Consider the following 21,379-nt stretch of genomic DNA (forward strand, 5'->3'; position numbering starts at 1 on the left):
CCCACCTTAGCCACGACGGATCACCCGTACGGCCTGCGCGTCCGTGGCCCGGTGCACCCGGACCACCCGTGAACGCCCCGGTGCGCGGGGCCCGTCGGCGTCCGGGGAACGGTGGTGGGGGCGCTGTTCGCAGGAGCGGAACGCGGTCCAGCACACGGCCAGGACCAGCCCGAACACCGGGAGCCAGCCGAGCCGGGCCGCCACCCAGGCCAGGGAGTCGGGCGGGGTGTGCAGGCCGGGCAGCCGGCCGGCCGGGAGGGCGGTGGCCGTCGTGGCCATCAGGGCCGTCTGGTGCCACAGGAAGATCGTCATCGCGGAGAGGTTGACCAGGGCCACGGCCGCCCAGGCGAGCGGGCGGCGCATCGCCCGCCGCAGCCGCTCGCGCAGCAGGAGGGCCAGCCCGCACTGGGCCATGCCGAAGGTCACGGCGGCCAGGGTCGGCGGGTTGAGGTTGGAGACCGCGCTGCCCGGGACACCGACCATCGACGCCGGGTAGCCCGCCCACAGCACGAGGGCGGCCGTGGCCGTCGTACCGCCCAGGAGCAGTACCCGGGCCGCGCGGCGGGTCTGCAGCTCGCCGCGGGTCCAGGCGGCGCCCAGGGTGTACGGGACCAGCCAGCCCGCCGCCAGGTTCACCCAGCCCAGCCAGGAGGGTCCGGTGTGCAGGCCGAAGCGGAGCACGTCCACGTGCAGGACGACGGCCAGCGGCCAGAGCGGGTTGAGACGGGCGACCAGGGGGGTGGCCGCCGTCAGCGCGGCCAGGACCAGCAGGAACCACAGCGGGGACAGGGCCAGTTCGACGAGCGTGTACAGCGTCTCGAAGGGGGTGCCGCTCAGCAGCAGGGCCGTCGCCGTCACCGTCCACAGGGTGAGGAGGGCGAGGACCGGCCGCAGCAGGCGGGCCATGCGGGCGCGCAGCCACGCGCCGTACGGCACGCCCCGGGCCCGGGCCGCGGCCAGGCTGCGGGTCGCCACATGCCCGCCGACCAGGAAGAACACGGCCAGGGTCTGGAAGGCCCAGGAGACCGGGGCCAGCCACGGCAGGTGCTGCAACGGGCTGGCCGTGTGCAGCGCGCCGTCGTCCGCGACCAGCGCCGTCACCAGCCAGTGGCCGAGGACGACACCGAGGATCGCGAAGGCGCGCAGGGCGTCGACCGCGCGGTCGCGGGATCCGGGTGTGGCGGTGTCCACGCGGTGGGCACCCTGACGGATCGTGCGCAGCGCGCGGCGTGGGGCGCTCAGGACCGGCTCAGCCACGGGTCACCTCCGAGGTCTCGCCGAGGGTGATCCGGGCCAGGTTGGCGAGGGAGGCCGAGCCCGGGGTGAAGTAGCCGCTGTGGCCGGCGCCGGCGGCGTCGAAGACCCGGGCGCCGAAGGCGCGGGAGACCGGATCGGTGCCGAATCCGACGGTGGCGAGGAGGAGGTCGGCGCGGACGTGCGGTACGTGGGCCACCCAGTCGTCGCTGCCGCGGGCCGCCCAGACCCGGGCGGGTGTGTGCAGGCCGGCGACGCTGTCGGCGCCCGTGCCGGGGCTGCCGACCAGGGCGATGTCGTCGACGGGCAGGCCGGGGGCGGTCCGGCCGCAGACGACCGAGCCGTAGGAGTGGCAGAGCAGGGAGATGCGGGCCCGGGCGGGGGCGAGGGTGTGCAGCTCCCGTACGAAGGCACGCAGGCGGGGGGCGGCCCGGTCGGCCCGGGTCGTGGTGGTCACGGTGGTGCTGACCGTGCCCGGGGTCCGGTAGCCGAGCCAGGCGGCCACGGCGACCCGGGTGCCGGCGGGGGCGCGGTGCGTGAGGTCGGCGTACAGGGCTGCCGCCGCCCGGTGGAAGCGTTCGTAGGTGTCCACGGAGGTGTCGGATCCGGGGACGAGGACCGCCACGCGGTCGGCGCGGGTGAGATCGCCGAGGATCTCGGTGGCCAGCCCGGTGCCCCGGCCGTCGAAGGAGAGGAGCCGGCGGGAGCGGGCGGCCAGGGCGCGGTCGGCGGCGGCGCGGTGTCCGTCGCCGTGGGCGGCGGCCATCCGGGCCGCCTCGGCGGCGTCGGCCCGGTTCGCCTCGTACGCGGCGTCCAGGGTGGACGGCGTGAGGGGGCCGAGGACGGCGGGGGGCGGGGCGGGGATCCCGGGGCGGGTCGCGCCGGAGAGCGGCACGGCTATGGCGGCGGTCAGAAGAGCGGAGAGGAACGCCCGGCGCCAAGCGGGGTCCCGGCGTGCCGTGCGGTGCGGGTCCGGGGTGTCCGGCCGTGCTCGCCCCATGGTCGGCTTCCTTTCGGATCGCCCGGCCATCGGGCTTGTCCGTCAAGGAAGTTAGAAACCGGGGGGCGTCGTCGGCGTCCCGCCAGGGAGCTGTCCTGCGGAGTAGCTCTCAGGTACTACGGGTATGACCGGGGCCGGCCCCTACGGGGGAACCGGGTGCCTCACCAGGCGAGCTGGGCGATCTCCTCCGCCACCACGGCGCACGCGTCCGCCGCCGGGTCGATCAGCGGGAAGTGGCCCACGTCCTCCAGCAGCGTCAGGCCCGCCACCTCGCCCGCCTTCGCCGCCGCGTCCGCGTACGACTCGGCCACCGGATACGGCACTTCCAGGTCCGCACGGCCCTGGACCAGGGTGGTCGCGATGCCCGTCGGGAGGAGCAGCACGGGATCGGCGTACGGCCGGCGCTCGGCGAACCGGTCGTGGCCCCCGAGGAGTTGCAGCGCGGCGTTGCCGCAGACGTCCAGTTTCTCCGCCACCGCGAAGTCCGCGATCGGGGCGAGGGCGACGACACCGCGCAGCAGGGCCGGGCCGTCGGTGCGCCAGGGGGCGTCGGCGGGCAGGACATGGCGGGCCGCGGCCCACAGGGCCAGGTGGCCGCCCGCCGAGTGACCGGTGAGCACCGTGCGACGCGGGTCGGCCTGCGGGAGCGCCTTGCGGACGAGGGCGGGCAGGTCGTCGAGGGCGGCGGCCACGTCGTCGAAGGTGTCGGGCCAGCGGCCGGCCGGGGGGACCGGGGGCTCGGCACCGGTGTCCGCCGACGCGCCGGCTGCCGACGCGGGTGCCGTGGGCTGGGCGGGGATCAGGGGGGCGCCGCCCCTGCGGTACTCCACGTTGGCCACGGCGAAGCCCCTGCGGGCCAGGTAGTCCGCGAAGGGGGTGACATGGAGACGGTCGTAGCGGGCGCGCCAGGCTCCGCCGTGCAGGACGACCACCAGGGGGGCGGAGGCGGTGTCGGTACGGGGAGCGTAGAAGTCGATCACCTGGTCGGGGTGGTCACCGTATGCGGCGGTGGCGTCGGGGGCGACCGGAGGGTGCGAGAAGGCCGACTCCTCTTCGGCGGCGGCGCGGGCTGCTGCGGCGTCGTCCGGCATGCTCCAACCTCTCAGCGACAGAACGGTTTTGGCGGACCAGGCGGAAAACCACGTCGGCCGTTGGCGGGGACGGTATCAGGCTGGTGACGTGCGAGGACATGGGGTTGTCACGGAGGGTGAGGGTAAACGGTTCTGCGGCGCGTGTGCACGGGGCGGCGGGGGCAGGGCACCATCGCGCCCCGCCCCACGGCCCCCGTTCCGTGCCCGTCGGGTACCCGCCGGGACCCGGCTGCGTATCCGCCCGGCCCTGGCTACGTATCCACTGGGCCCCGGCTGCGCACCCGCCGGAACCCGGCTGCGTATCCGCCGGGCCCCGGCCGGGTACCCGTTCCGCTACCCGAGCACCTCCCCGAGCACCCGGGCCGCTCGTTCCACGTCGCCGAAGCCGACGTACAGCGGGGTGAAGCCGAAGCGGAGGACGTCGGGGTGGCGGAAGTCGCCCACGACACCCCGGGCGATCAGGCGCTTCATCACCTCGCCCGCGTCGGGGCAGCGCAGGGCGATCTGGCTGCCGCGCTCGCCGTGCGCCCGCGGAGTCACGCAGACGACCCGGTCCGGCTCGGTGTACGCCGTGACGCACTCCAGGAAGAAGTCCGTCAGGGCCAGGGACTTGGCGCGGACCGCGGGGACCGAGACGTCGTCCCAGACGTCCAGGGCCGCCTCCAGGGCCAGCATGGAGAGGATGTCGGGCGTGCCGACGCGACCGCGCACGGCGCCCGGTGCCGGGGCGTACGACGGGCTCATGCCGAAGGGCTCGGCGTGGGAGTTCCAGCCGGGGAGCGGGGAGTCGAAGCGGTCCTGCAGTTCGCGGCGGACGTAGAGGTACGCGGGCGAACCGGGCCCGCCGTTCAGGTACTTGTAGGTGCAGCCGACCGCCAGGTCGACCCCGTGCTCGTCCAGGCCGACCGGCAGCGCGCCCGCGCTGTGGCACAGGTCCCAGACGGCGAGCGCACCGGACGCGTGGATCGCGGCGGTGAGGGCGGGCAGGTCGTGCAGCCGTCCGCTGCGGTAGTCGACGTGGTTCAGCAGGACCGCCGCCGTACGGTCGCTCAGCGCCGCGGGCACCTGCGACGGGGTGAGCGCCCGCAGCCTGCGGCCGGTCATACGGGCCGCCGACTCGGCGATGTAGCCGTCCGTGGGGAACGTCGTCGCGTCGACCAGGATCTCGTCGCGGCTCTCGCCCGCCATCCGGACCGCCGCCACAAGTGCCTTGAATACATTGACACTTGTGGAGTCGCCCACGACGACCTGGCCCGGCGCGGCACCCACCAGCGGGGCGATCCGGTCGCCGATCCGCTCGGGCGCCGTCCACCAGCCGCTCTCGTCCCAGGAGCGGATGCGCAGCTCGCCCCACTGCCGGCGGACGACGTCCTCGATGCGGCCCGGCACGTTCGCCGGCAGGGCGCCGAGCGAGTTGCCGTCCAGATAGACGCCCGCGGGCCCGGCCGTCTCGTCCGACCCGGTGTCGAGGACGAAGCGCGAGCGCAGCGGGGCCAGTTCGTCCGCCGCGTCCAGCTTCCGCGCGCGCAGCACCGGCTCAGACATGGGACCTCGCCGTCCACAGCTCGGGGAAAACGTTCTTGCGGGCGCGCTTCTCCAGCCAGGCCACGCCGGCCGAGCCGCCCGTGCCGGGCTTGGCGCCCATCGCACGGCGGGTGGCGACCAGGTGGTCGTTGCGCCATCGCCACACCAGTTCGGCGACGTCGGTGAGCGCCTCGCCGAGGCGGGCGGCCTCGGCGTCCTGGTCGCCGGAGTAGACCGCCGACCAGACCGATTCCACGGCGTCGGAGGGCTCGTAGCGCTGCGCCACGTCCCGCTGCAGGACGGAGGCCGGGACCGGGTGGCCGTGGCGCGCGAGCAGCCGCAGGACCTCGTCGTACAGGCTCGGCTCGTGCAGGGCCTTCTCCAGCTCCGCGTGGACGCGCGGGGCGCCGCGGTGCGGGACCAGCATGGACGCGGACTTCTCGCCGAGCAGGAACTCCATGCGGCGGTACATCGCCGACTGGAAGCCGGAGCCTTCGCCGAGGGCCGAGCGGTAGGAGTTGAACTGCGCCGGGGTGAGCTGGCCGAGCGGCCTCCAGGAGGCGTTCAGGGCCTCCAGCTCCCGTACGGAGCGCTTGAGCGCGGCCACGGCGGTGGGCACGTCGTCCGAGCGGAGCGCCTTCGCGGCGGTCTCCCACTCGTGCACGATCACCGTGAACCACAACTCCATGACCTGGGTCGTCACCAGGAAGACCATCTCGCCGGGGTCCTCGGAGAGGGTCTGCTGGAGGTGCGTGAGCACGTCCGCCTTGACGTAGTCCTCGTACGGCGTCGTGCCCGCGAAGTCGAGATGCGGGGTCTCGGGCTCAGTGGCCTCGGAAAGGGGGTGAGCCTGTTGGGACATCGCTGTCTCCTGTGTTACTCCGGGTAGCGGTCCGCCCCTGCCGATGCCGACACGGGGGCCCCGGTCCCCAAGCGGAATCCTCCGTAATCCCATCGGATACGGCAAGGCCCGTCTGCAGCCAGACGGGCCACACTGGCATCTCCCGTACGGGCCGGCCCGGTATCTCCCCTGCGGGCCGGCCCGGGGTCGGTCCGGGGTCAGCCCAGGGTCTGGGCCGCCGTCGGGGAGGAGTCCTTCAGGAACTGCGAGCAGCGCTCGTACTCCTCCTGCTCGCCGATCGCCTGGGCGGCGCGGGCCAGCCCGTGCAGGGCGCGCAGGAAGCCGCGGTTGGGCTCGTGCTCCCATGGGACCGGGCCGTGGCCCTTCCAGCCGTTGCGGCGCAGGGAGTCCAGGCCGCGGTGGTAGCCCGTACGGGCGTAGGCGTACGACTCCACGACCGATCCCCGCTCGAACGCCTCGTCGGCCAGCTGGGCCCAGGCGAGCGAGGAGGTGGGGTACTTGGCGGCGACGTCCGCGGGGGCGGTGCCCTGAGCAAGCAGCTCACGGGGCTCCGGGTCATCGGGAAGGTGGGTCGGAGGCGGACCGCCGAGGAGGTTCTCGTGAATCGACATACCCCCAGTTTCCCGCACCCGACCCCCCAGAGCCCCCACACCAAGGCCACGGCAGCCCCGAGGGGCGCACGAAACAGCCAAGCTCACGCCCCCCAGGAGCGCGAAACAACCAAGGTCACGACAACCCCCAGGGGCGCGCGAAACAGCCAAGGTCACAGCAACCCCCCAGGGGCGCGGGGAACTGCGCGACCAGCCCCCACGAACCCGCAGCCGAACACGACGATCCGAAGCCGCCCACAAACCCACAGCACCAACACAGCCAAGGTCACAGCAACCCCTTAGGGGCGCGGGGAACTGCGCAAACCGGCCCCCACGAAGCCGCAGCCGGACACGGCGAGCACCCCCGCACAGGCACCCACATCAGCCGTACGACCAACACCACGGCAGCCCCCAGGGCCGCGGGGAACCGCGCAAACCGGCCCCCACAGCCCCGCAGCCGCAGCCCGGAGCTACGGACGGCGCCCCCGCTCCAGCGGCGGAGCCACCACGCACCCATGGGTCCTGCACTCCGGCCGCCGGCAGTCCGGGCCCGGATTCCGCACCAGCGCGAAGGCCAGCGCGGACCCGGCCACCAGCACCCCCGCACAGATCGGCATCGCCCGCCCGAACGCCGCGTCGAACGCCGCCGCGGAGCGGTACGCCTCCGGCCCCATGCCCGCCAGCAGCGGCAGCGCGGCCACGGCGATCAGACCCGCCGCACGGGCCGCCGCGTTGTTGACCCCGCTGGCCAGACCCGCCCGCGCGGTGTCGACGGAGGCGAGAACCGTGGCGGTCAGCGGAGCGACCACCGTCACCAGCCCGGCGCCCATCACCACCACGGCGGGCAGCACGTCCGTCAGGTAATTCGCGTCCGGCCCCACCCGCAGCATCAGCAGCATCGCCGCCGCGCACAGCAGGGGCCCGACGGTCAGCGGCAGCCGCGGCCCCGTACGGTCGGCCAGCGCGCCGGAGCGGGCCGAGAACAGCAGCATCAGGGCCGTCGTCGGGAGCAGGGCCGTACCGGCCTGCAGGGCCGAGTAGCCGGCCACCACCTGGAGCTGGAGCGCGGTGAGGAAGAAGAAGCCGCCGAAGGCCGCGTACACGCACAGGGTGACCAGGTTGACCACGGTGAACTGGCGCGAGGCGAAGATGTCCGGCGGGAGCATCGGGTCCGGGCGGTGTCTCTCGACCTGGACGAAGGCCAGCGCGGCGGCCAGGCCCGCCGCCGCGCTCACGGTCACGGCCGGCGAGAAGCCCTGTCCGGCCTCGATCAGGGCGTACGTCAGCAGGGCCAGCGCCAGGGCGCCCAGGGCCGCGCCGAGCACATCGAAACGGCCGTGGGCGCGGCTGTCGGACGACTCCGGGACGTGGCGGAGCGCGACGGGGACGCACAGCAGGGCCAGCGGCACGTTGAGCAGGAAGACCCAGCGCCAGCCGGGGCCGTCCACCAGCCAGCCGCCCAGAAAGGGGCCCACGGCTCCTCCGATGCCGCCGAAGCCGGACCAGAGGCCGACCGCCCGGCTGCGGTCGTCCGGGTGGAAGGAGGCCTGGATGAGCGCGAGCGAGCCGGGGGTGAGGAGCGCGCCGCCGACGCCCTGCAGGGCGCGCGCGACGTTGAGGACCCCGGCGCTCGGGGCCAGGCCGCACAGCAGGGAGGCCGAGGCGAACCAGACCACCCCGAGCACGAAGATCTTCCGGCGGCCGTAGCGGTCCCCCAGCGAGCCGCCCAGCAGGATCAGGCCGGCCAGCGTGACCATGTACGCGTTGACGGTCCACTGCAGCGCGGACAGGCTCGCGTCGAGGTCGCGGCCGATGGTCGGGAGCGCCACGTTGACGACGGTCGAGTCCAGCATCGCCATGCTGGAGCCGAGGACGGTGGTGAACAGGATCCATTTGCCCTGGGGCGAGGCCAGCCTGACGTCGGGCATGGTTCCAGGTATACAGCGGACCCGGTGCCGTGGCACCGGGTCCGCCGTTCAGCCGTCGTACGACGGGTTACTTGATCTTGTTGCCCGCCGAGCGCAGGTTCTGGGTGGCCTCGACGACACGCTTGGCCATGGACGCCTCGGCCAGCTTGCCCCAGGTGCGCGGGTCGTAGGCCTTCTTGTTGCCGACCTCGCCGTCGACCTTCAGGACGCCGTCGTAGTTCTTGAACATGTGGTCGGCGACCGGACGGGTGAAGGCGTACTGGGTGTCGGTGTCGAGGTTCATCTTCACGACGCCGTTCTCCAGCGCGGTCAGGATCTCCTGCTCGGTGGAGCCGGAGCCGCCGTGGAAGACGAAGTCGAAGGGGGACTCCTTGCCGAACCGGGCGGCGACGCCCTCGTTCAGCTCCTTCAGCAGCTCGGGGCGGAGCACGACGTTGCCCGGCTTGTACACACCGTGGACGTTGCCGAAGGAGGCGGCCAGCAGGTAACGGCCCTTCTCGCCCAGGCCCAGCGCCTCGGCGGTGCGGATCGCGTCGTCGACCGTGGTGTAGAGGGAGTCGTTGATCTCGTGCGAGACACCGTCCTCCTCGCCACCGGTCGGGGTGATCTCCACCTCGAGGATGATGTTGGCCCGGCGGGCCAGCTCCAGCAGCTCCTGCGCGACGGCCAGGTTGTCGGCCAGGGTCTCGGCGGAGCCGTCCCACATGTGCGACTGGAACAGCGGGTTGCGGCCGGCCTTGACGCGCTCCTCGGAGATCGCGAGCAGCGGACGCACGTACCCGTCGAGCTTGTCCTTCGGGCAGTGGTCGGTGTGCAGGGCGATGTTGACCGGGTACTTCTCGGCGACGATGTGCGCGAACTCGGCGAGCGCGACCGCGCCGCTCACCATGTCCTTGCTGTACTGGCCGCCGAGGAACTCGGCACCACCCGTGGAGATCTGGACGATGCCGTCGCTCTCCGCCTCCGCGAAGCCGCGCAGCGCCGCATGCAGGGTCTGCGTCGAGGTGACGTTGATGGCCGGGTAGGCGAACTTGCCTGCCTTCGCCCGGTCGAGCATCTCGTTGTAGACCTCGGGGGTTGCGATGGGCATCTGTCCGCTCCTTGAGTGTGCGGGTTGGCGTTCTGCGTACTACGGCCCTGACCTAGACCTGGGGGTGTGACGTCGTCGTCGGCCCCATCTTTCCAGACCTGACGCCATGGTCGGCGCCCCGGTCAAGTCCAGGTCAAAGGCGCGCGTCAGTCCAGACCCAGTTCATCCTTCGAGAAGGCGAAGACGTACGGCACCCCCGCCTGCTCGGCGACCGCCTCGGCCGCGCCGGTCGCCCGGTCCACGATCGTGGCGACGGCGACGACCTCCGCGCCGGCCTCCCGCAGCGCCTCCACGGCGGTCAGCACGGAGCCGCCGGTGGTGGACGTGTCCTCGACGGCCAGCACCCGGCGGCCCTCGACCTCGGCGCCCTCGATACGGCGCTGCAGGCCGTGCGCCTTGCCCGCCTTGCGGACCACGAAGGCGTCGAGGACCTTCCCGCGCGCGGCGGAGGCGTGCAGCATCGCGGTGGCCACCGGGTCGGCGCCCAGCGTCAGCCCGCCGACGGCCTCGAAGTCCAGCTCGGCGGTCAGGTCGAGCATGACCTGACCGACCAGCGGCGCGGCCTCGCCGTCCAGCGTGATCCGGCGAAGGTCGATGTAGTAGTCGGCTTCCTTGCCCGACGACAGGGTCACCTTGCCGTGCACCACGGCCTTGTCCTTGATCTGCTGCAGCAGCTCGCCACGTACGTCCGTCATGCCGACCAGCTTAGATGCGGCGCCAGCTCCAGGTGGTCGCCGCCTCCAGCGGCTCCACCGGTGTGACCAGGCGCGGCAGGGTGTTCAGGCCGTTGGGCGGACCGGTCTGCGGCTCCACGCAGACGGCCTCGGCCTGCTCGTCGTAGACGACCACCCACTCCTCGCGGCTGGCCACCTTCAGCTCCAGCTGCCCGGGCCAGGTGAGGATGACGTCGACGCCGCCGGGCATGCCGAAGCAGTCGTCCCAGGGGCCGGGCTTCGGATCGATGCGGTTGCCGGTGGGCAGGTGGTCGGCGCCGCGCTCCTCCTGCCAGGCCGGCGTGAAGTCCAGCCGGGCCTCCGCGCCGACCGCACCGTCCTCGCCCGCGAGGGTCCGGTTGAACCAGGGGTGCCAGCCGATCTGCGCCGGGAAGGAGGAGTCGTACGTCTCCACGGACATCGCCAGCGTCAGGCTGTCCTCGGTCAGCGTGACGATCTGGGTGACCCGGCCGGGATGCGGCCAGGGGTCGGCCAGTTCGCATGTCATGACCGCCTCGTGCGCCGAGGTGCGGGCGGTCCTCCAGGCGCCGTCGCGCACGGTGCCGTGGATGGCGTGCGGCGGGGAGTTGAGGGGCATCTGGCGGACGGTGGCGCCGTCCAGGAAGCGGCCCTCCCGGATCCGCCCGCACCAGGGCACCATCGGGAAACAGCCGTAGCGCTCGCCCTGCCGCAGCAGCTCCACGCCGCCGATCCGGAGCCCACCGATACGGCCGCCGTTGCCGGGCAGCACGCTCACTTCCGCGTCGCCCGCGGTCAGCGTGATGTCTTCGTTACTCACGGGACGACCCTACTGGGGCGATCAAGAGGGCGTTCACCTCTCGACACGCTCTCCCTGACGGCGGTTGCGGACTCTGGCGGCGGTGGCGGTCTTCGGCGGCGTCTGCGCAGGGGGCGGCCAGGGGCGTCTCCGCGCGGCGCGCGCGGTTGGCGGCGTCTGCGCAGGGCGCGGCCAGGGGCGTCTGCACGGGGCGCGCGCGGTTGGCGGCGTCTGCGCAGGGCGCGGCTAGCGGCGTCTGCGCAGGGCGCGGCCGACCACGATCGCCGAGGCCAGGGCGAGGGCCGCCGCGGGGGCCGCCCAGCGCAGGGCCGGGTTGCCCGCGACGGTCTGGGGGGCCGGGACGGGGGCGTAGCGGCCGCGCGGCGGTGCGTGGTCGACCTCCTCCGCGCTGCGGCCGATCATCGTCCGGCGGGCGTGCGCGGCCTCGGCGGGCGGCACGCCCGTGCCGGCGAAGTCGTCGGCGCCGCGGTCGTCGTCGGCGCTGAACTCGGCCGCCGGGTACGCGTCCGCCGGGTGCGGGGCTGCGGTGTCGTCCGCGGCGGGGTCGAGGGACGGCGGGGGGACCTCGGTGTCGAAGACGGAGGCGTGCCCGGCTTCCGAGCGGGGTTCCGCGCCTGGCCCGGACCCGGGTTCCTGCCCGGCCCCGGCTTCCGTCCCGGACCCGGGTTCGGTCCCGGACCCGGGTTCGGTCCCCGGCGGGTGCGCGGGCCGGCCGGCCGGGTTCTCCGGGCTCTCCGGGCTCTCCGGGCTCTCCGCCAAGGCCGCCACGAAGCGGTTCAGCAGACGGGTCAGCGCGGAGTCGAGCGCGTCCTTCGGGAGTTCCGCGATGCGTCCGTCCGCGTCCGCCGCCGCCTCGACCGTGACGGTGGTGCCGTCCTCGGTGCCGGCGAGGCGCAGGGTGAGCGCGAGTTTGACGCTGCCGGTGCCACGGGCCTCCGTGGCGTCGCCCTCGATGGTGTACGTACCGTCCGCGCGGGGCGTGACGCGAAGGGCGCCGCGGTAGGTGACGGAGTGGCCGCCGACCCTCAGTTTCAGGCGTCCGGCGACAGGTTCGGCACCGGCGTCCTGCTGGAGGCCGGGGACCGCGCCGGCCACCCGGGCGGGGTCGGCGAGGGCTGCCCTCAGCCGGTCTGGCGGAGCCGGGACGAAGACATGGTGCTCCATGTCGGCTGAGCCTACCCAGTCGTAGCCGGAACGTACCCTCCCGCGGCGACCTCCGCCCCGTCCCCCTGCTCCACCCACCCACCCACCGACTCGGCCGGTCGAGAAGAAGTCGAGAAGAAAGGGCCACCGGGCCCCCCGAGAACAGCGCCGACTCGGACTGACGGACAGCACACCCACTCGACGGGGCGCAAAGCAGCGGACACGGACAAGCGGGCAGCACACCGACCCCCACGAACAGGCAGCACACCCACTCGACGGGGCGGAAAGCAGCGGACACGGACAGGCGGGCAGCACACCGACCCCCACGGACGGGCAGCACACCCACTCGACAAGCTCGACAGGTTCGCGACAGGGCAGAGAGCGGCGGACTCGGGCAGGCGGGCGGGAGGACGGCTCAGGGGCGCGGAGAGGGTCGACTCGGGCGGGCGGGAAAGGGCCTCAGTAGCGCGGGTGCACCAGTGTCGACGCCGGCAGGCCGCGGATCCGGGTGCGGGAGGCTGCTCGGGCGTCCGCGGTCAGGGTGGACCGGGTCAGGGTTCGGGGGCGGGGGTCGCTCCGGTCGAGGGTGAGGCGGGGGACCGAGGGGCCGGGGGCCGCCAGGAGGAAACCCCAGTCGTGCGGGGCCCGGGACGCGCCCGCGGAGCGGTCGGGGCCGGCCGGGAAGCCGGAGTCGTGGCCGAGGACCCGGTAGGGGGACGTGGCGAAACCGGATGCGCGCAGGGTCGCGGCCACCGTCCAGAACGCGCGGGGGCGGGCGGCGACGGGGCCGGCGTGGACCACGAGCCGGCCGCCGGGGGCGAGGACGCGGCGGGCCAGGCCGTAGAACTCCTGCGAGTACAGCTTGGTGCTGGCGGTGATGCCGGGATCGGGCAGATCCGCGATCACGACGTCGTACCCCGCCTCGGGGGCCCCGCGCAGCCAGGTGAGCGCGTCGGCGGTCGTGACCCGGACGCGCGGGTCGTCGTAGGCGTGGCCGTTGAGCGCGGACAGGCCGGGGTCGTGGCGGGCGAGCCCGATCAGGCCGGCGTCGAGTTCGACGACGTCGACGGCGCGCACGCCCCCGTACCGGAGGACTTCGCGGGCGGCCAGGCCGTCGCCGCCGCCCAGGATGAGCACGCGCGCGTGCGGGCCCGCCATCGCGGGGTGGACCAGGGCCTCGTGGTAGCGGCGCTCGTCGCGGCCGCCGACCCGCAGCCGGCCGTCCAGGAAGAGGTCGAGGGGACGGCCGTGGGTGCCGCCGGCGAGGACCACCTCCTGCACATCGGTCTGGAGTGCGACCCGTACGTCCTTGCCGTACACCGCGCGCCGGGCCGCCCGTTCGAAGTCACCGGCGAGGGCGACCGCGGAGGCGAGCACGCCGAGGACGACGAGACCGGCGACGAGCAGTGTCCAGCGGGCGCGGCGGGTCAGGTCGCGGCGGAACAGGCCGAGGACCAGGGCGCCCCCGGCGACGACGTTGACCGTGCCGGTGAGCAGCGCGCCGGTCAACTGGCCCAGGAAGGGCAGGAGAAGGAAGGGGAAGGCAAGGCCGCCGACCAGCGCGCCCACGTAGTCCGCGGCGAAGAGGTCGGCGACCGCGCCGCCCGCGTCCTGGCGGCGGATGCGCTGGATCAGCTCCATCAGCAGGGGCACTTCGGCGCCGATGAGCAGGCCGATGGCGAGCGAGAAGGCGACCAGCAGACAGCGCGGTCCGACGGCCCACAGCCCGCCCCAGCCGCCGGTCCAGGCGAAGACGGCGTACAGCGCCATCGCGCTGCACCCGCCGACCAGCGCGAGGGTGGTCTCGATCGCGCCGAAGCCGGCGGCCGCGTGCCAGCGCAGCCGCTTGGCGCCGAGGGAGCCGATGCCCATCGCGAAGACCATCACGGACAGCACGACGGAGGCCTGGGTGACCGAGTCACCCATCAAGTACGAGGCGAACGCGACGAGTTCGAGTTCGTACACCAGTCCGCAGGCCGCGCAGACGAAGACACACACGAGGACCAGGAACCGTCCGGTGCCCGGCCGGACGGGCAGCCGTGCGGGGCCGGTCCAGGGCGAAGCACCCGGGCGCGCGGGGGCGTGCGGTTCGATCACGTTGCGACGTTACGTCACATGCTCGGTACGCTTCGTCACCCACACGTGTGGAACTGAGGGCAGTTGACGTATCGGGGTTTATGGCGTCCGGGACGCATGGGGCGCGCTCCGGTCCGCCGGGCCCGCGGGCACCCGTTCCCCGACGCGCGTGCGCGTCGCCACCAACTGCCCGTCCTGCGGGTAGGCGTGCCAGGTGCGCCAGTGCACCTGGCCCTCGTACCGCTGGGCCAGCATCGCGGTGAAGGCGTGCGGGCTGCCGGGGAAGACGCCGGCGAGGCCGTGCGGATGCTCGGAGACGAGGGCCAGCAACTCCTGGGCGCGGCCCGCGAACGAGCCCGGTGTCAGCACCTCGACGCGCGCCGCGAACTCGTACTCCCAGTCGCCGACCCGCTTGGCCACGCCCAGCGGAAGAGGGGTGCTGGATCCGGGGATGCACGCGACCGTCTCCGAACAGCTGCCCCGCTCCTCCTCCAGCAGTACCTGGTGGGATGCGCCGAGCAGTCTCAACTGGAGCTTCGCCCCGGTCAGTTCCAGATCGAGGGTGGCCAGGGCGGGGAGCGGCTCGCGCCCGAGCGCCCAGGCGAGGTCGGCGGCACGCGTATCGGTGTAGGAGGTGTTCAGGGTCGTGAGCATGGATCGGCTCCGCTAACACGCAAAGATGGGGGGAGTTCGGCCATGTCAGCCCGGTCAGCCCAGCCGGCCCGGCCGGGGAGGGGAGTCTGCGGGACGTCCGAGGGGCTGCGTAGGTGTTTTAGAGGGAATCATGGACAGTGGCGCCGCCACAGCGTTTTTACCCAACTTCGTGGGGTTTCCATCCCTCAGAGGGCTCCACAGCTCAACTGTTCAACTATGGCGTACGCCGGGCGCACGCCGCGAACACACACGCGACGGCCGAGAGCCCGCCGGTCGCCTTCCCCGGCGGGCCCCCAGAGCGGGAAGCTCAGCTGCCCCGTGTCAGCTGCCTCCGCCGCATCCGCCTCCGCCGCCGCACGAGGAACCCCCGCCGCAGGACGAGTGGCCTCCGCACGAATGGCCGCCCCCGCAGGAGTGGTGGCCGCCGGAGTGGTGACCGCCCGAGTGGTGACCGCCGGACGACGATCCGCCGTCCGACCCGCCGGCCCACCAGCTGCTGCTGCCCGCGGACGCCGAGGACCACGAGCCGGAACGCCGCTTGCGGCCCCCCGCGCCGCGTCCTGCCCTGCCTGCCCTGGACGCGGCGGCCAACAGGCAGATGACCACGATCGCCGCCACCACGAAGACGGTGCCCATGTGACGTCACCTTCTTTCCGTTCCCCCGAAGCGGCCCCCCGTGGGCGCCTCGCCGGTTGCCGCCTCTCGTGCGGTGAGCGAGGGATTCCCGGCCCTGCACAGGCTCAAAGCAGAGTTGAGGAAGTTCTGAGGGTCCCTCCAGCGAAATGGCCCCTGCCCTGCGCAGAAGCGCAGGGCAGGGGCCGTCCGTGCCGCACCGGGCCGTCCGTGGGCCACGGTCTTCCCGGGAATTGCGCCGGCCAGGGAAACCTCACGGCGTTCCACGAGGAATTCGCCTCAGCCGTCGATTCCGGTCTGTGGCACTCGGCGTCCCGGAAAAAGCGCAGGTTCAGCTCCGGGCCCACTTGACGGATCCGTAGGAGCCCCTGACGTTGACATTGACGCCGTTCTTACCGGGGAAGGTGAAGTCGGCGACCTGGTACGTCTGCCCGCTCGAGTTCCGCGCACGGATCACGACCCGCCAGTTCTCGTGGAACACGGGGATGATGGAGCAACGTCCGCGGGCCACCCACGGGGTCTTGGCTCCGTCGTCGCCGGGACGAGGCGGGAGCTCCGCCTGGACATCGAAGTTCGCTCCGTTGTTGCAGACGCTGAAGATGCCCGACGTGGCTGCCTGCGCGCCGGCGGCCGGGAGCAGCGCGGCGCCCGCCGCGACCATCGCGGTGGCCACCACCCGGGCCGACCACGTCTTCACCATGTTCTTCTTCATCGTTCTCCCCAACCGTCGACGCAGGCTTGCGCGTTGGAATCGTAGGCAGACCCTGCCCCTGGCGACGGCCAAGATCATCTTACCGATTCATTACAACGGTCCGGCTCAATGGGCCGAGGCTCCGGTGCAACGGCGACGCGGTGTCACCCGCCGTATCGCAGGTGCCGCCCGAACGGGCCCTGCATGCCCGGACGAGTGGCGCGTCGGGTACCACGGCGGGTGCACATCCGCGAAGGCAGGTTGAGGAACTCCGGAGCTTGGGCGCAGGATGACCGGCATGACCTCCAGCGCGCGTCCGTACCTCAACCGCCGTCTCGCCGAGTTCGGGACGACGATCTTCGCCGAGATGTCCGCCCTCGCGGTGTCGACCGGGTCGATCAACCTGGGCCAGGGCTTCCCGGACACGGACGGCCCGCAGGAGGTCCGCGAGGCCGCCGTACGGGCGCTGCGCGACGGGCGGGGCAACCAGTACCCGCCGGGTCCGGGCGTCCCCGAGCTGCGCACCGCCATCGCCGCGCACCAGCTGCGCCGCTACGGACTGTCGTACGACCCCGACACCGAGGTGCTGGTGACCGCCGGCGCGACGGAGGCCATCGCCGCCTCCCTGCTGGCCCTCCTGGAGCCGGGTGACGAGGTCGTGGCCCTGGAGCCGTACTACGACTCCTACGCGGCGAGCATCGCGATGGCGGGCGGCAGGCGGGTGCCGGTGACGCTCCGGCCGCACTCCGGAGAAAGCTCCGGCTTCCGGCTGGACCTGGACGAGCTGCGCGCCGCGGTCACCGACCGCACCCGGCTGCTGCTGATCAACACCCCGCACAACCCGACGGGTACGGTCCTCACCCGCGCGGAGCTGACCGCGATCGCCGAGCTGGCGGTGGAGCGGGACCTGCTGGTGGTGACGGACGAGGTCTACGAGCACCTGGTCTTCGACGACGCCGAGCACCTGCCGCTCGCCACGTTCCCCGGGATGCGGGAGCGCACGGTCACGATCGGCTCGGCCGGGAAGACCTTCTCCTTCACCGGCTGGAAGGTCGGCTGGGTCACCGCCGCGCCGGAGCTGGTCACCGCGGTCCGCGCGGTCAAGCAGTTCCTGACGTACGTCTCCTCCGGTCCCTTCCAGTACGCGATCGCCGAGGCGCTGGCCCTGCCCGACGCCTACTTCGACGACTTCCGCGCCGACCTCCGCCGCAAGCGCGACCTGCTCGGTGACGGCCTGCGGACGGCCGGGTTCGAGGTCTACCAGCCCCGGGGCACGTACTTCATCACCACCGACATCTCCCCCCTCGGTGAGAAGGACGCCTACGCCTTCTGTCGAACGCTCCCCGAACGCTGCGGCGTCGTCGCCATCCCGAACTCCGTCTTCTACGACGACCCTGACGCGGGCCGCAGCCAGGTCCGCTTCGCCTTCTGCAAGAGGGACGACGTGCTCGCCGAGGCCACCAGCCGCCTGCGACACCTCGCGCCCTGAACCCACGCCGCCTCGGGTTCGCGGGAGGCGCGCGTCCTCGTCGGCAAGAACGGTGAGCACCCTGGGAGTTCGGCGGTTCTGCGCACACTGCGGCGTCGGAGGCGTCGCCGGTCATGAGTCCGGCACCAACCTCGCCGGGCCATGCGTGAGAAAGGGCAGGGGTGGCCCGTACGGGCCACCCCGCGGGGAGTGGATCCGGCATCGAAGGAGAAGCCGAGACGGGCGTCGACCACACGCGGCCACGCCCCCGACGGGAGCGCGCGCGGCAGAGGACGCGTGATGCCGGGACCCACCGACTCCCCGGGGCTCCGTGCCAGTGGCTGTCTCACCCGACGCCTGCGGCACTGGGCAGTGTCGCCGCAGGTCAACGGCGCCGCTTGCGGCCGCTCTTGTTGGCAGGGCGCTCGCGGTTGCGGGCGCGGCCGAGACGGGTGCCGGAAGCGCGCAGCACACGGGCTGCCAACTGCCCGAGCTCTTCGAGTCCGGCCCGGTCAGGGTGCGTGGAGTCCAACGCGGCGACGATCGCGTCTCTGGCCTGGGGGCCCTGGGCGCGCAGCGCCTCCTCAGCGCTGCCTGCGCCGCCCGCCAGCTCCACGAGCTGGAGCAGGTTCTCGGCGAGCACCAGCAGATGCTCGGCATCGGTCATGTCCTCGGGAGACAACAGCTCACGCTGCGCCAGCGCGTTCAGCGCCAGTGGCGCCAGCTGGGTGTCGCGACGCAGCGTGCGCAGCAGCCGCTCGCCCTCACCGTGGGGCAACGCCGTCAGCAGCACGCCGAGCATCGCCTGCGCACGCGTACGGAAAGCCATGGTCCTTACGGCGTCGGTCAGTTGTTGCAGTGCGGCCTCTCGCTCACCGCGCTCCATGATCCAGCCCGCCAGCTCCGCCTGGGCGGCCTCCAGGGCGTAGTCCTCGGCCAGCACCCCCAGCAGGCCGGCCGCCGACGCCTGGGCCAGTTCACCGATCAGGGGTGCATCGCGGCCGACCGCCAGCAGCCGCTGCCGTACGGCCCGGGTACCGAGCTCGGTGAGACGGATGAGTTCGACCGGCCCGGCGGTCAGCTCCTCACGCCGTGCGTCGGCACGCTCCCGCGCCGCCGGATCCTCCGCCGCCCCCGCGACACCCAGCAGCTCCGCGACCTCCGGCGGCATGTCCGCGAGCAGCTCGGGTCCGGCCTCGGAGAGATCGACGTCGACGAACACCGGGTCGGCCATCCCACGGTCACACTCGATCGCGCCGAGGTCATCCAGCAGGTCGAGTACCGTGCGCAGGTCCCGGTCGGCGTGCTCGAACCACATCCGGTGCTGGAGGTCCGCCCCGTCGTCGAACTCGAAGAAGGTCCGATAGGCCAGGTGTACTGTGTCGCGCAGCCGCGGCCAGGGCATCGGGTACGGCAGGCTGTAGAGCGTGTTCAGCACATCCTGCAGGACGTCCTCGTAGACATCGAAGAGCATCGACTCGACGTGCCGGCCGCTGCGCGCCCCGATCAGAGCCTGCCGCAGCTCGAAGCACGCGTCGAAGGCGCGCAGCCACAACTGAAGCGGGTCGGCCAGCACCGGCCGGGCCTTGGCCACCGCATACAAACGCCCCTTGGCCACCCGGACCAGCCGCGCCTTCTTCGCCCACTCCACCAGCAGTCCCAGCCGCGGCAGGTCAGTCGAAGAGCGCACCCCCTCGGTCCTGTCACCGGTGCCGAGCAGGTCCGCCAACTCACGGGCATCTGCCATCCGCAGCCGCCCCGTCGCCGTCACGGGGCGCCCGTCCTGGCCGGCCCATTCGGTGAGTCCGCGCAACTGCGCCACCGTCCTCGACGCCCCGGCCCGGCGGCGCAGTTCGTCATCCTGTGGAAGCGCCACGGGCAGCTGCGGCTCGGCCCGATCCGCGCCGGACAGTGTGTTGCCGGTCAGCCGCCGTTCCATGATCGCGTCGAGGACCTGCCGGTCGTAGACGACCTCCCCACTCTGCGCCCGCTCCGCGAAGCGCTGCAACGCCGCCCCGTCCCGGACGTCCACGCCCTGCTCGGCGGCCGTCATCGCCCAGAACTTCGCCAAACTCCAGCGAGTGCGGTCTGCCATCGCCGCCGGATACTGCTCCGCGACCCTGTCGACCGCGGCGACGGAATCCTGGAGTGAGGGCCCGCGCGGGTCCGCCAATTGCGCCGCGTGCAGATGGCTCAGCAACGTCCGCAAGGTGCCAGGGGCGTCGCCGCACTCCTCCCCTGGAAGCTCGGTCACCTGCTGGGGAAGCCAGGAGAGCAGTAGCTCCTCCACATGGCGCGACTCCCACAGCCCCAGTCGGCCGTCGGCGGTCGCCCGGTGCCGGTAGTCCAGCATCGTCTCGGCCATGAACCCGTCCACCGGCAGCCCCTGCTCCCCGGCCCACCGGACGAGCCGGTCGACCAGAAGCCCGCACGCCGCCTCGAACTCTTCCTCGGCCTCGGGTTCGAACCGCATCCGCATGAAACGCGCCCCACCTGTCCGTAGCAGTCCTTGCCGTGCCACGCTACCGCCGCAGCAGGGCCGTCGACTCGGCCGAGGACGAGCGACCCGCTGCCCCAGGGCAGTACGTGGGCAGTCACCCCCGCCGACCACGGCCAGTCGCGCCCGACCCAGAACGACCACGTCCGACGAGGGCGGCGCCAAGGGCACGGCCACACCGGGAGTCCTTCGTCAGCGGGCGTTCGCCTCAGGCTCCGGACGCGGGAGCTCGTCCAGGTCGAGGGTGAAGGTGCGGCCGTCGGCCAGGGGGATGGGGAGCTTGCCCGTGCCGTACTTGTGGGTGTGCGCCGCGATGCAACCGGTGCCGGTCGGCTGGGTGTGGAGGACGACTTCCTGGGCCTAGGGGTCCACCAACAGGTAGATCGGGATGCCGTAGCGGCCGTACTTCGCGGTGCAGTCGTCGTAGTCCTTGCGCGCGGAGGAGGTCGAGACGACCTCGGAGATCAGCAGGACGTCCTCGAAGCTGTAGCGCTTGCCTTCCCGGCGGGCGTCCTCGCGAAGGATGACCAGGTCGGGGGCGGAGTTCTCGTCGGCGGGGAAGTCGATGTAGACGTCGGAAGTGACCTTCGCGTGACGACCGAGGGCGAGAGCGGAGTCGATCTGCATCGACCTGATGGCATGTGAGTCCGACCGGTGGTCCGGGGGCGGGCGCCCCCGGACCTCAGCGGTCGCAGGGGGCCGGGATCACTCCTCGTCGCCGCCCGGCTGCTCCCCGTTCTCGACGTCCTCCTCCAGGCCCAGCTGTTCCACCAGCCACCTGTCGAACTCGATCGCGGCCCGCACCCAGCTGACCGTGGAGGAGACGAAGTGGTTGAGGTCGACACCGGTGCCGATCAGCATCTGGGCCTCGCCGATGAGGCGGACGGTGCCGTCGTCGTGGGTGTGGGTGTACACCTTGGGCCACAGGGTGCGGCGGTTCCAGTCGTCGATGGACTCCAGCAGCTGCGGCTTCTCGTCGATCTTGTGGGGGCGGTCGTAGAAGGTCCGCACCGAGAAGACCGCCTGATCGGCCTCTCCCCGGAACATGAAGTACGTGCGGAACAGCTCCCACGGCGCCGCGAGGTCACCCTCCTCGTCGACGACGTACTTCAGCTCCATCTGGTCGAGGAGCTGCTTCACGAGGTCCTGATCCGGGACGACGGGGCCGGCCGGCCCTTGGGGCTGCGGCTCGGGCTGGCCCCCGAAGTTCGGAATCGAGGACGGGTCGATGGTCACCGTGTTTTTCCCTTCGTACGGATTCCGCCATCCTCCCCCATGCGGGGAGGGGCGTGGCAAGCCCTGGCGCGGCCTGTCAGCCGTCGGCTGACATGATCCGTCCGGTCGGGCGGAAGGCCCGAGGACGAAG

18 protein-coding genes are annotated in these 21,379 nt (G+C 72.7%); 1 reads left to right on the forward strand and 17 read right to left on the reverse strand.

The window, feature by feature from the left end:
• Positions 1-6: 6 nt before the first annotated feature.
• The 14 genes from ACZ7P3_RS01380 to ACZ7P3_RS01445 all read right to left on the reverse strand — a co-directional run bounded on the left by ACZ7P3_RS01380 (position 7) and on the right by ACZ7P3_RS01445 (position 16,069).
• Positions 7-1,257, reverse strand: a complete 1,251-nt coding sequence (locus ACZ7P3_RS01380; protein WP_472078302.1) for an acyltransferase family protein — start codon at positions 1,255-1,257, stop codon at positions 7-9.
• Positions 1,250-2,254: an alpha/beta hydrolase gene (locus tag ACZ7P3_RS01385; protein WP_472078303.1), complete on the reverse strand. Its 1,005-nt coding sequence runs from the start codon at positions 2,252-2,254 to the stop codon at positions 1,250-1,252. The genes ACZ7P3_RS01380 and ACZ7P3_RS01385 overlap by 8 nt, the downstream gene beginning before the upstream one ends.
• A gap of 161 nt (positions 2,255-2,415) precedes the next feature.
• Complete coding sequence (locus ACZ7P3_RS01390; protein WP_472078304.1) at positions 2,416-3,345, reverse strand: alpha/beta hydrolase; 930 nt, start codon at positions 3,343-3,345, stop codon at positions 2,416-2,418.
• 333 nt (positions 3,346-3,678) lie between these two features.
• Complete coding sequence (gene kynU, locus ACZ7P3_RS01395; RefSeq protein WP_472078305.1) at positions 3,679-4,890, reverse strand: kynureninase; 1,212 nt, start codon at positions 4,888-4,890, stop codon at positions 3,679-3,681.
• Positions 4,883-5,731, reverse strand: a complete 849-nt coding sequence (locus tag ACZ7P3_RS01400; RefSeq protein WP_472078306.1) for a tryptophan 2,3-dioxygenase family protein — start codon at positions 5,729-5,731, stop codon at positions 4,883-4,885. Before ACZ7P3_RS01400 ends, kynU begins: the two co-directional genes overlap by 8 nt.
• Before the next feature lie 197 nt (positions 5,732-5,928).
• Complete coding sequence (locus tag ACZ7P3_RS01405; RefSeq protein ID WP_472078307.1) at positions 5,929-6,342, reverse strand: DUF3151 domain-containing protein; 414 nt, start codon at positions 6,340-6,342, stop codon at positions 5,929-5,931.
• Between the two features lie 449 nt (positions 6,343-6,791).
• Positions 6,792-8,249 (reverse strand): MFS transporter, encoded by a 1,458-nt coding sequence (locus ACZ7P3_RS01410; RefSeq protein ID WP_472078308.1) that lies wholly within the window; start codon positions 8,247-8,249, stop codon positions 6,792-6,794.
• A gap of 67 nt (positions 8,250-8,316) precedes the next feature.
• Complete coding sequence (gene fbaA / locus ACZ7P3_RS01415) at positions 8,317-9,339, reverse strand: class II fructose-bisphosphate aldolase (protein ID WP_472078309.1); 1,023 nt, start codon at positions 9,337-9,339, stop codon at positions 8,317-8,319.
• A 146-nt stretch (positions 9,340-9,485) separates the two neighbouring features.
• Positions 9,486-10,034 carry an orotate phosphoribosyltransferase gene (gene pyrE / locus ACZ7P3_RS01420; protein WP_472078310.1) on the reverse strand — a complete coding sequence of 183 codons (549 nt, stop codon included), beginning with the start codon at positions 10,032-10,034 and terminating at the stop codon, positions 9,486-9,488.
• Between the two features lie 10 nt (positions 10,035-10,044).
• Positions 10,045-10,851: an aldose epimerase family protein gene (locus tag ACZ7P3_RS01425; protein ID WP_472078311.1), complete on the reverse strand. Its 807-nt coding sequence runs from the start codon at positions 10,849-10,851 to the stop codon at positions 10,045-10,047.
• A gap of 225 nt (positions 10,852-11,076) precedes the next feature.
• Positions 11,077-12,015: an SRPBCC family protein gene (locus ACZ7P3_RS01430; RefSeq protein ID WP_472078312.1), complete on the reverse strand. Its 939-nt coding sequence runs from the start codon at positions 12,013-12,015 to the stop codon at positions 11,077-11,079.
• Positions 12,016-12,453: 438 nt separating this feature from the next.
• Positions 12,454-14,091 carry a polyamine aminopropyltransferase gene (locus tag ACZ7P3_RS01435; protein ID WP_472078313.1) on the reverse strand — a complete coding sequence of 546 codons (1,638 nt, stop codon included), beginning with the start codon at positions 14,089-14,091 and terminating at the stop codon, positions 12,454-12,456.
• Positions 14,092-14,169: 78 nt separating this feature from the next.
• The gene (locus ACZ7P3_RS01440) at positions 14,170-14,724 is read right to left on the reverse strand and encodes a DUF2617 family protein (RefSeq protein WP_472078314.1); all 555 of its coding nucleotides are present in this window, start codon (positions 14,722-14,724) and stop codon (positions 14,170-14,172) included.
• A 964-nt stretch (positions 14,725-15,688) separates the two neighbouring features.
• Entirely contained in the window at positions 15,689-16,069 is a 381-nt protein-coding gene (locus tag ACZ7P3_RS01445) for a hypothetical protein (RefSeq protein ID WP_472078315.1), read from the reverse strand.
• Between the two features lie 268 nt (positions 16,070-16,337).
• Between ACZ7P3_RS01445 and ACZ7P3_RS01450 the strand changes: the two genes are divergently transcribed.
• Complete coding sequence (locus tag ACZ7P3_RS01450; protein ID WP_472078316.1) at positions 16,338-17,537, forward strand: pyridoxal phosphate-dependent aminotransferase; 1,200 nt, start codon at positions 16,338-16,340, stop codon at positions 17,535-17,537.
• A 364-nt stretch (positions 17,538-17,901) separates the two neighbouring features.
• Here ACZ7P3_RS01450 and ACZ7P3_RS01455 read toward each other — a convergent pair whose 3' ends face one another.
• The 3 genes from ACZ7P3_RS01455 to ACZ7P3_RS01465 all read right to left on the reverse strand — a co-directional run bounded on the left by ACZ7P3_RS01455 (position 17,902) and on the right by ACZ7P3_RS01465 (position 21,249).
• Positions 17,902-19,995 (reverse strand): hypothetical protein, encoded by a 2,094-nt coding sequence (locus tag ACZ7P3_RS01455; protein WP_472078317.1) that lies wholly within the window; start codon positions 19,993-19,995, stop codon positions 17,902-17,904.
• Between the two features lie 378 nt (positions 19,996-20,373).
• Positions 20,374-20,640 (reverse strand): Uma2 family endonuclease, encoded by a 267-nt coding sequence (locus tag ACZ7P3_RS01460; protein WP_472078318.1) that lies wholly within the window; start codon positions 20,638-20,640, stop codon positions 20,374-20,376.
• Positions 20,641-20,718: 78 nt separating this feature from the next.
• A complete protein-coding gene (locus tag ACZ7P3_RS01465) occupies positions 20,719-21,249 on the reverse strand; it encodes a type III secretion system chaperone family protein (RefSeq protein WP_472078319.1) in 531 nt (176 codons plus the stop codon).
• Positions 21,250-21,379 lie beyond the last annotated feature (130 nt).

The sequence above is a fragment of the Streptomyces sp. NPDC107581 genome, assembly GCF_055657175.1.

What these genes read in the sequence shown, in the direction of transcription:
- ACZ7P3_RS01385 (WP_472078303.1), bottom strand. Translation starts at nt 2,254, where the DNA reads ATGGGGCGAGCACGGCCGGACACCCCGGACCCGCACCGCACGGCACGC.
- ACZ7P3_RS01455 (WP_472078317.1), bottom strand. Translation starts at nt 19,995, where the DNA reads ATGCGGATGCGGTTCGAACCCGAGGCCGAGGAAGAGTTCGAGGCGGCG.
- kynU (WP_472078305.1), bottom strand. Translation starts at nt 4,890, where the DNA reads ATGTCTGAGCCGGTGCTGCGCGCGCGGAAGCTGGACGCGGCGGACGAA.
- ACZ7P3_RS01430 (WP_472078312.1), bottom strand. Translation starts at nt 12,015, where the DNA reads ATGGAGCACCATGTCTTCGTCCCGGCTCCGCCAGACCGGCTGAGGGCA.
- pyrE (WP_472078310.1), bottom strand. Translation starts at nt 10,034, where the DNA reads ATGACGGACGTACGTGGCGAGCTGCTGCAGCAGATCAAGGACAAGGCC.
- ACZ7P3_RS01410 (WP_472078308.1), bottom strand. Translation starts at nt 8,249, where the DNA reads ATGCCCGACGTCAGGCTGGCCTCGCCCCAGGGCAAATGGATCCTGTTC.
- ACZ7P3_RS01445 (WP_472078315.1), bottom strand. Translation starts at nt 16,069, where the DNA reads ATGAAGAAGAACATGGTGAAGACGTGGTCGGCCCGGGTGGTGGCCACC.
- ACZ7P3_RS01440 (WP_472078314.1), bottom strand. Translation starts at nt 14,724, where the DNA reads ATGCTCACGACCCTGAACACCTCCTACACCGATACGCGTGCCGCCGAC.
- ACZ7P3_RS01460 (WP_472078318.1), bottom strand. Translation starts at nt 20,640, where the DNA reads ATGCAGATCGACTCCGCTCTCGCCCTCGGTCGTCACGCGAAGGTCACT.
- ACZ7P3_RS01400 (WP_472078306.1), bottom strand. Translation starts at nt 5,731, where the DNA reads ATGTCCCAACAGGCTCACCCCCTTTCCGAGGCCACTGAGCCCGAGACC.
- ACZ7P3_RS01450 (WP_472078316.1), top strand. Translation starts at nt 16,338, where the DNA reads ATGACCGGCATGACCTCCAGCGCGCGTCCGTACCTCAACCGCCGTCTC.
- ACZ7P3_RS01390 (WP_472078304.1), bottom strand. Translation starts at nt 3,345, where the DNA reads ATGCCGGACGACGCCGCAGCAGCCCGCGCCGCCGCCGAAGAGGAGTCG.
- ACZ7P3_RS01405 (WP_472078307.1), bottom strand. Translation starts at nt 6,342, where the DNA reads ATGTCGATTCACGAGAACCTCCTCGGCGGTCCGCCTCCGACCCACCTT.
- fbaA (WP_472078309.1), bottom strand. Translation starts at nt 9,339, where the DNA reads ATGCCCATCGCAACCCCCGAGGTCTACAACGAGATGCTCGACCGGGCG.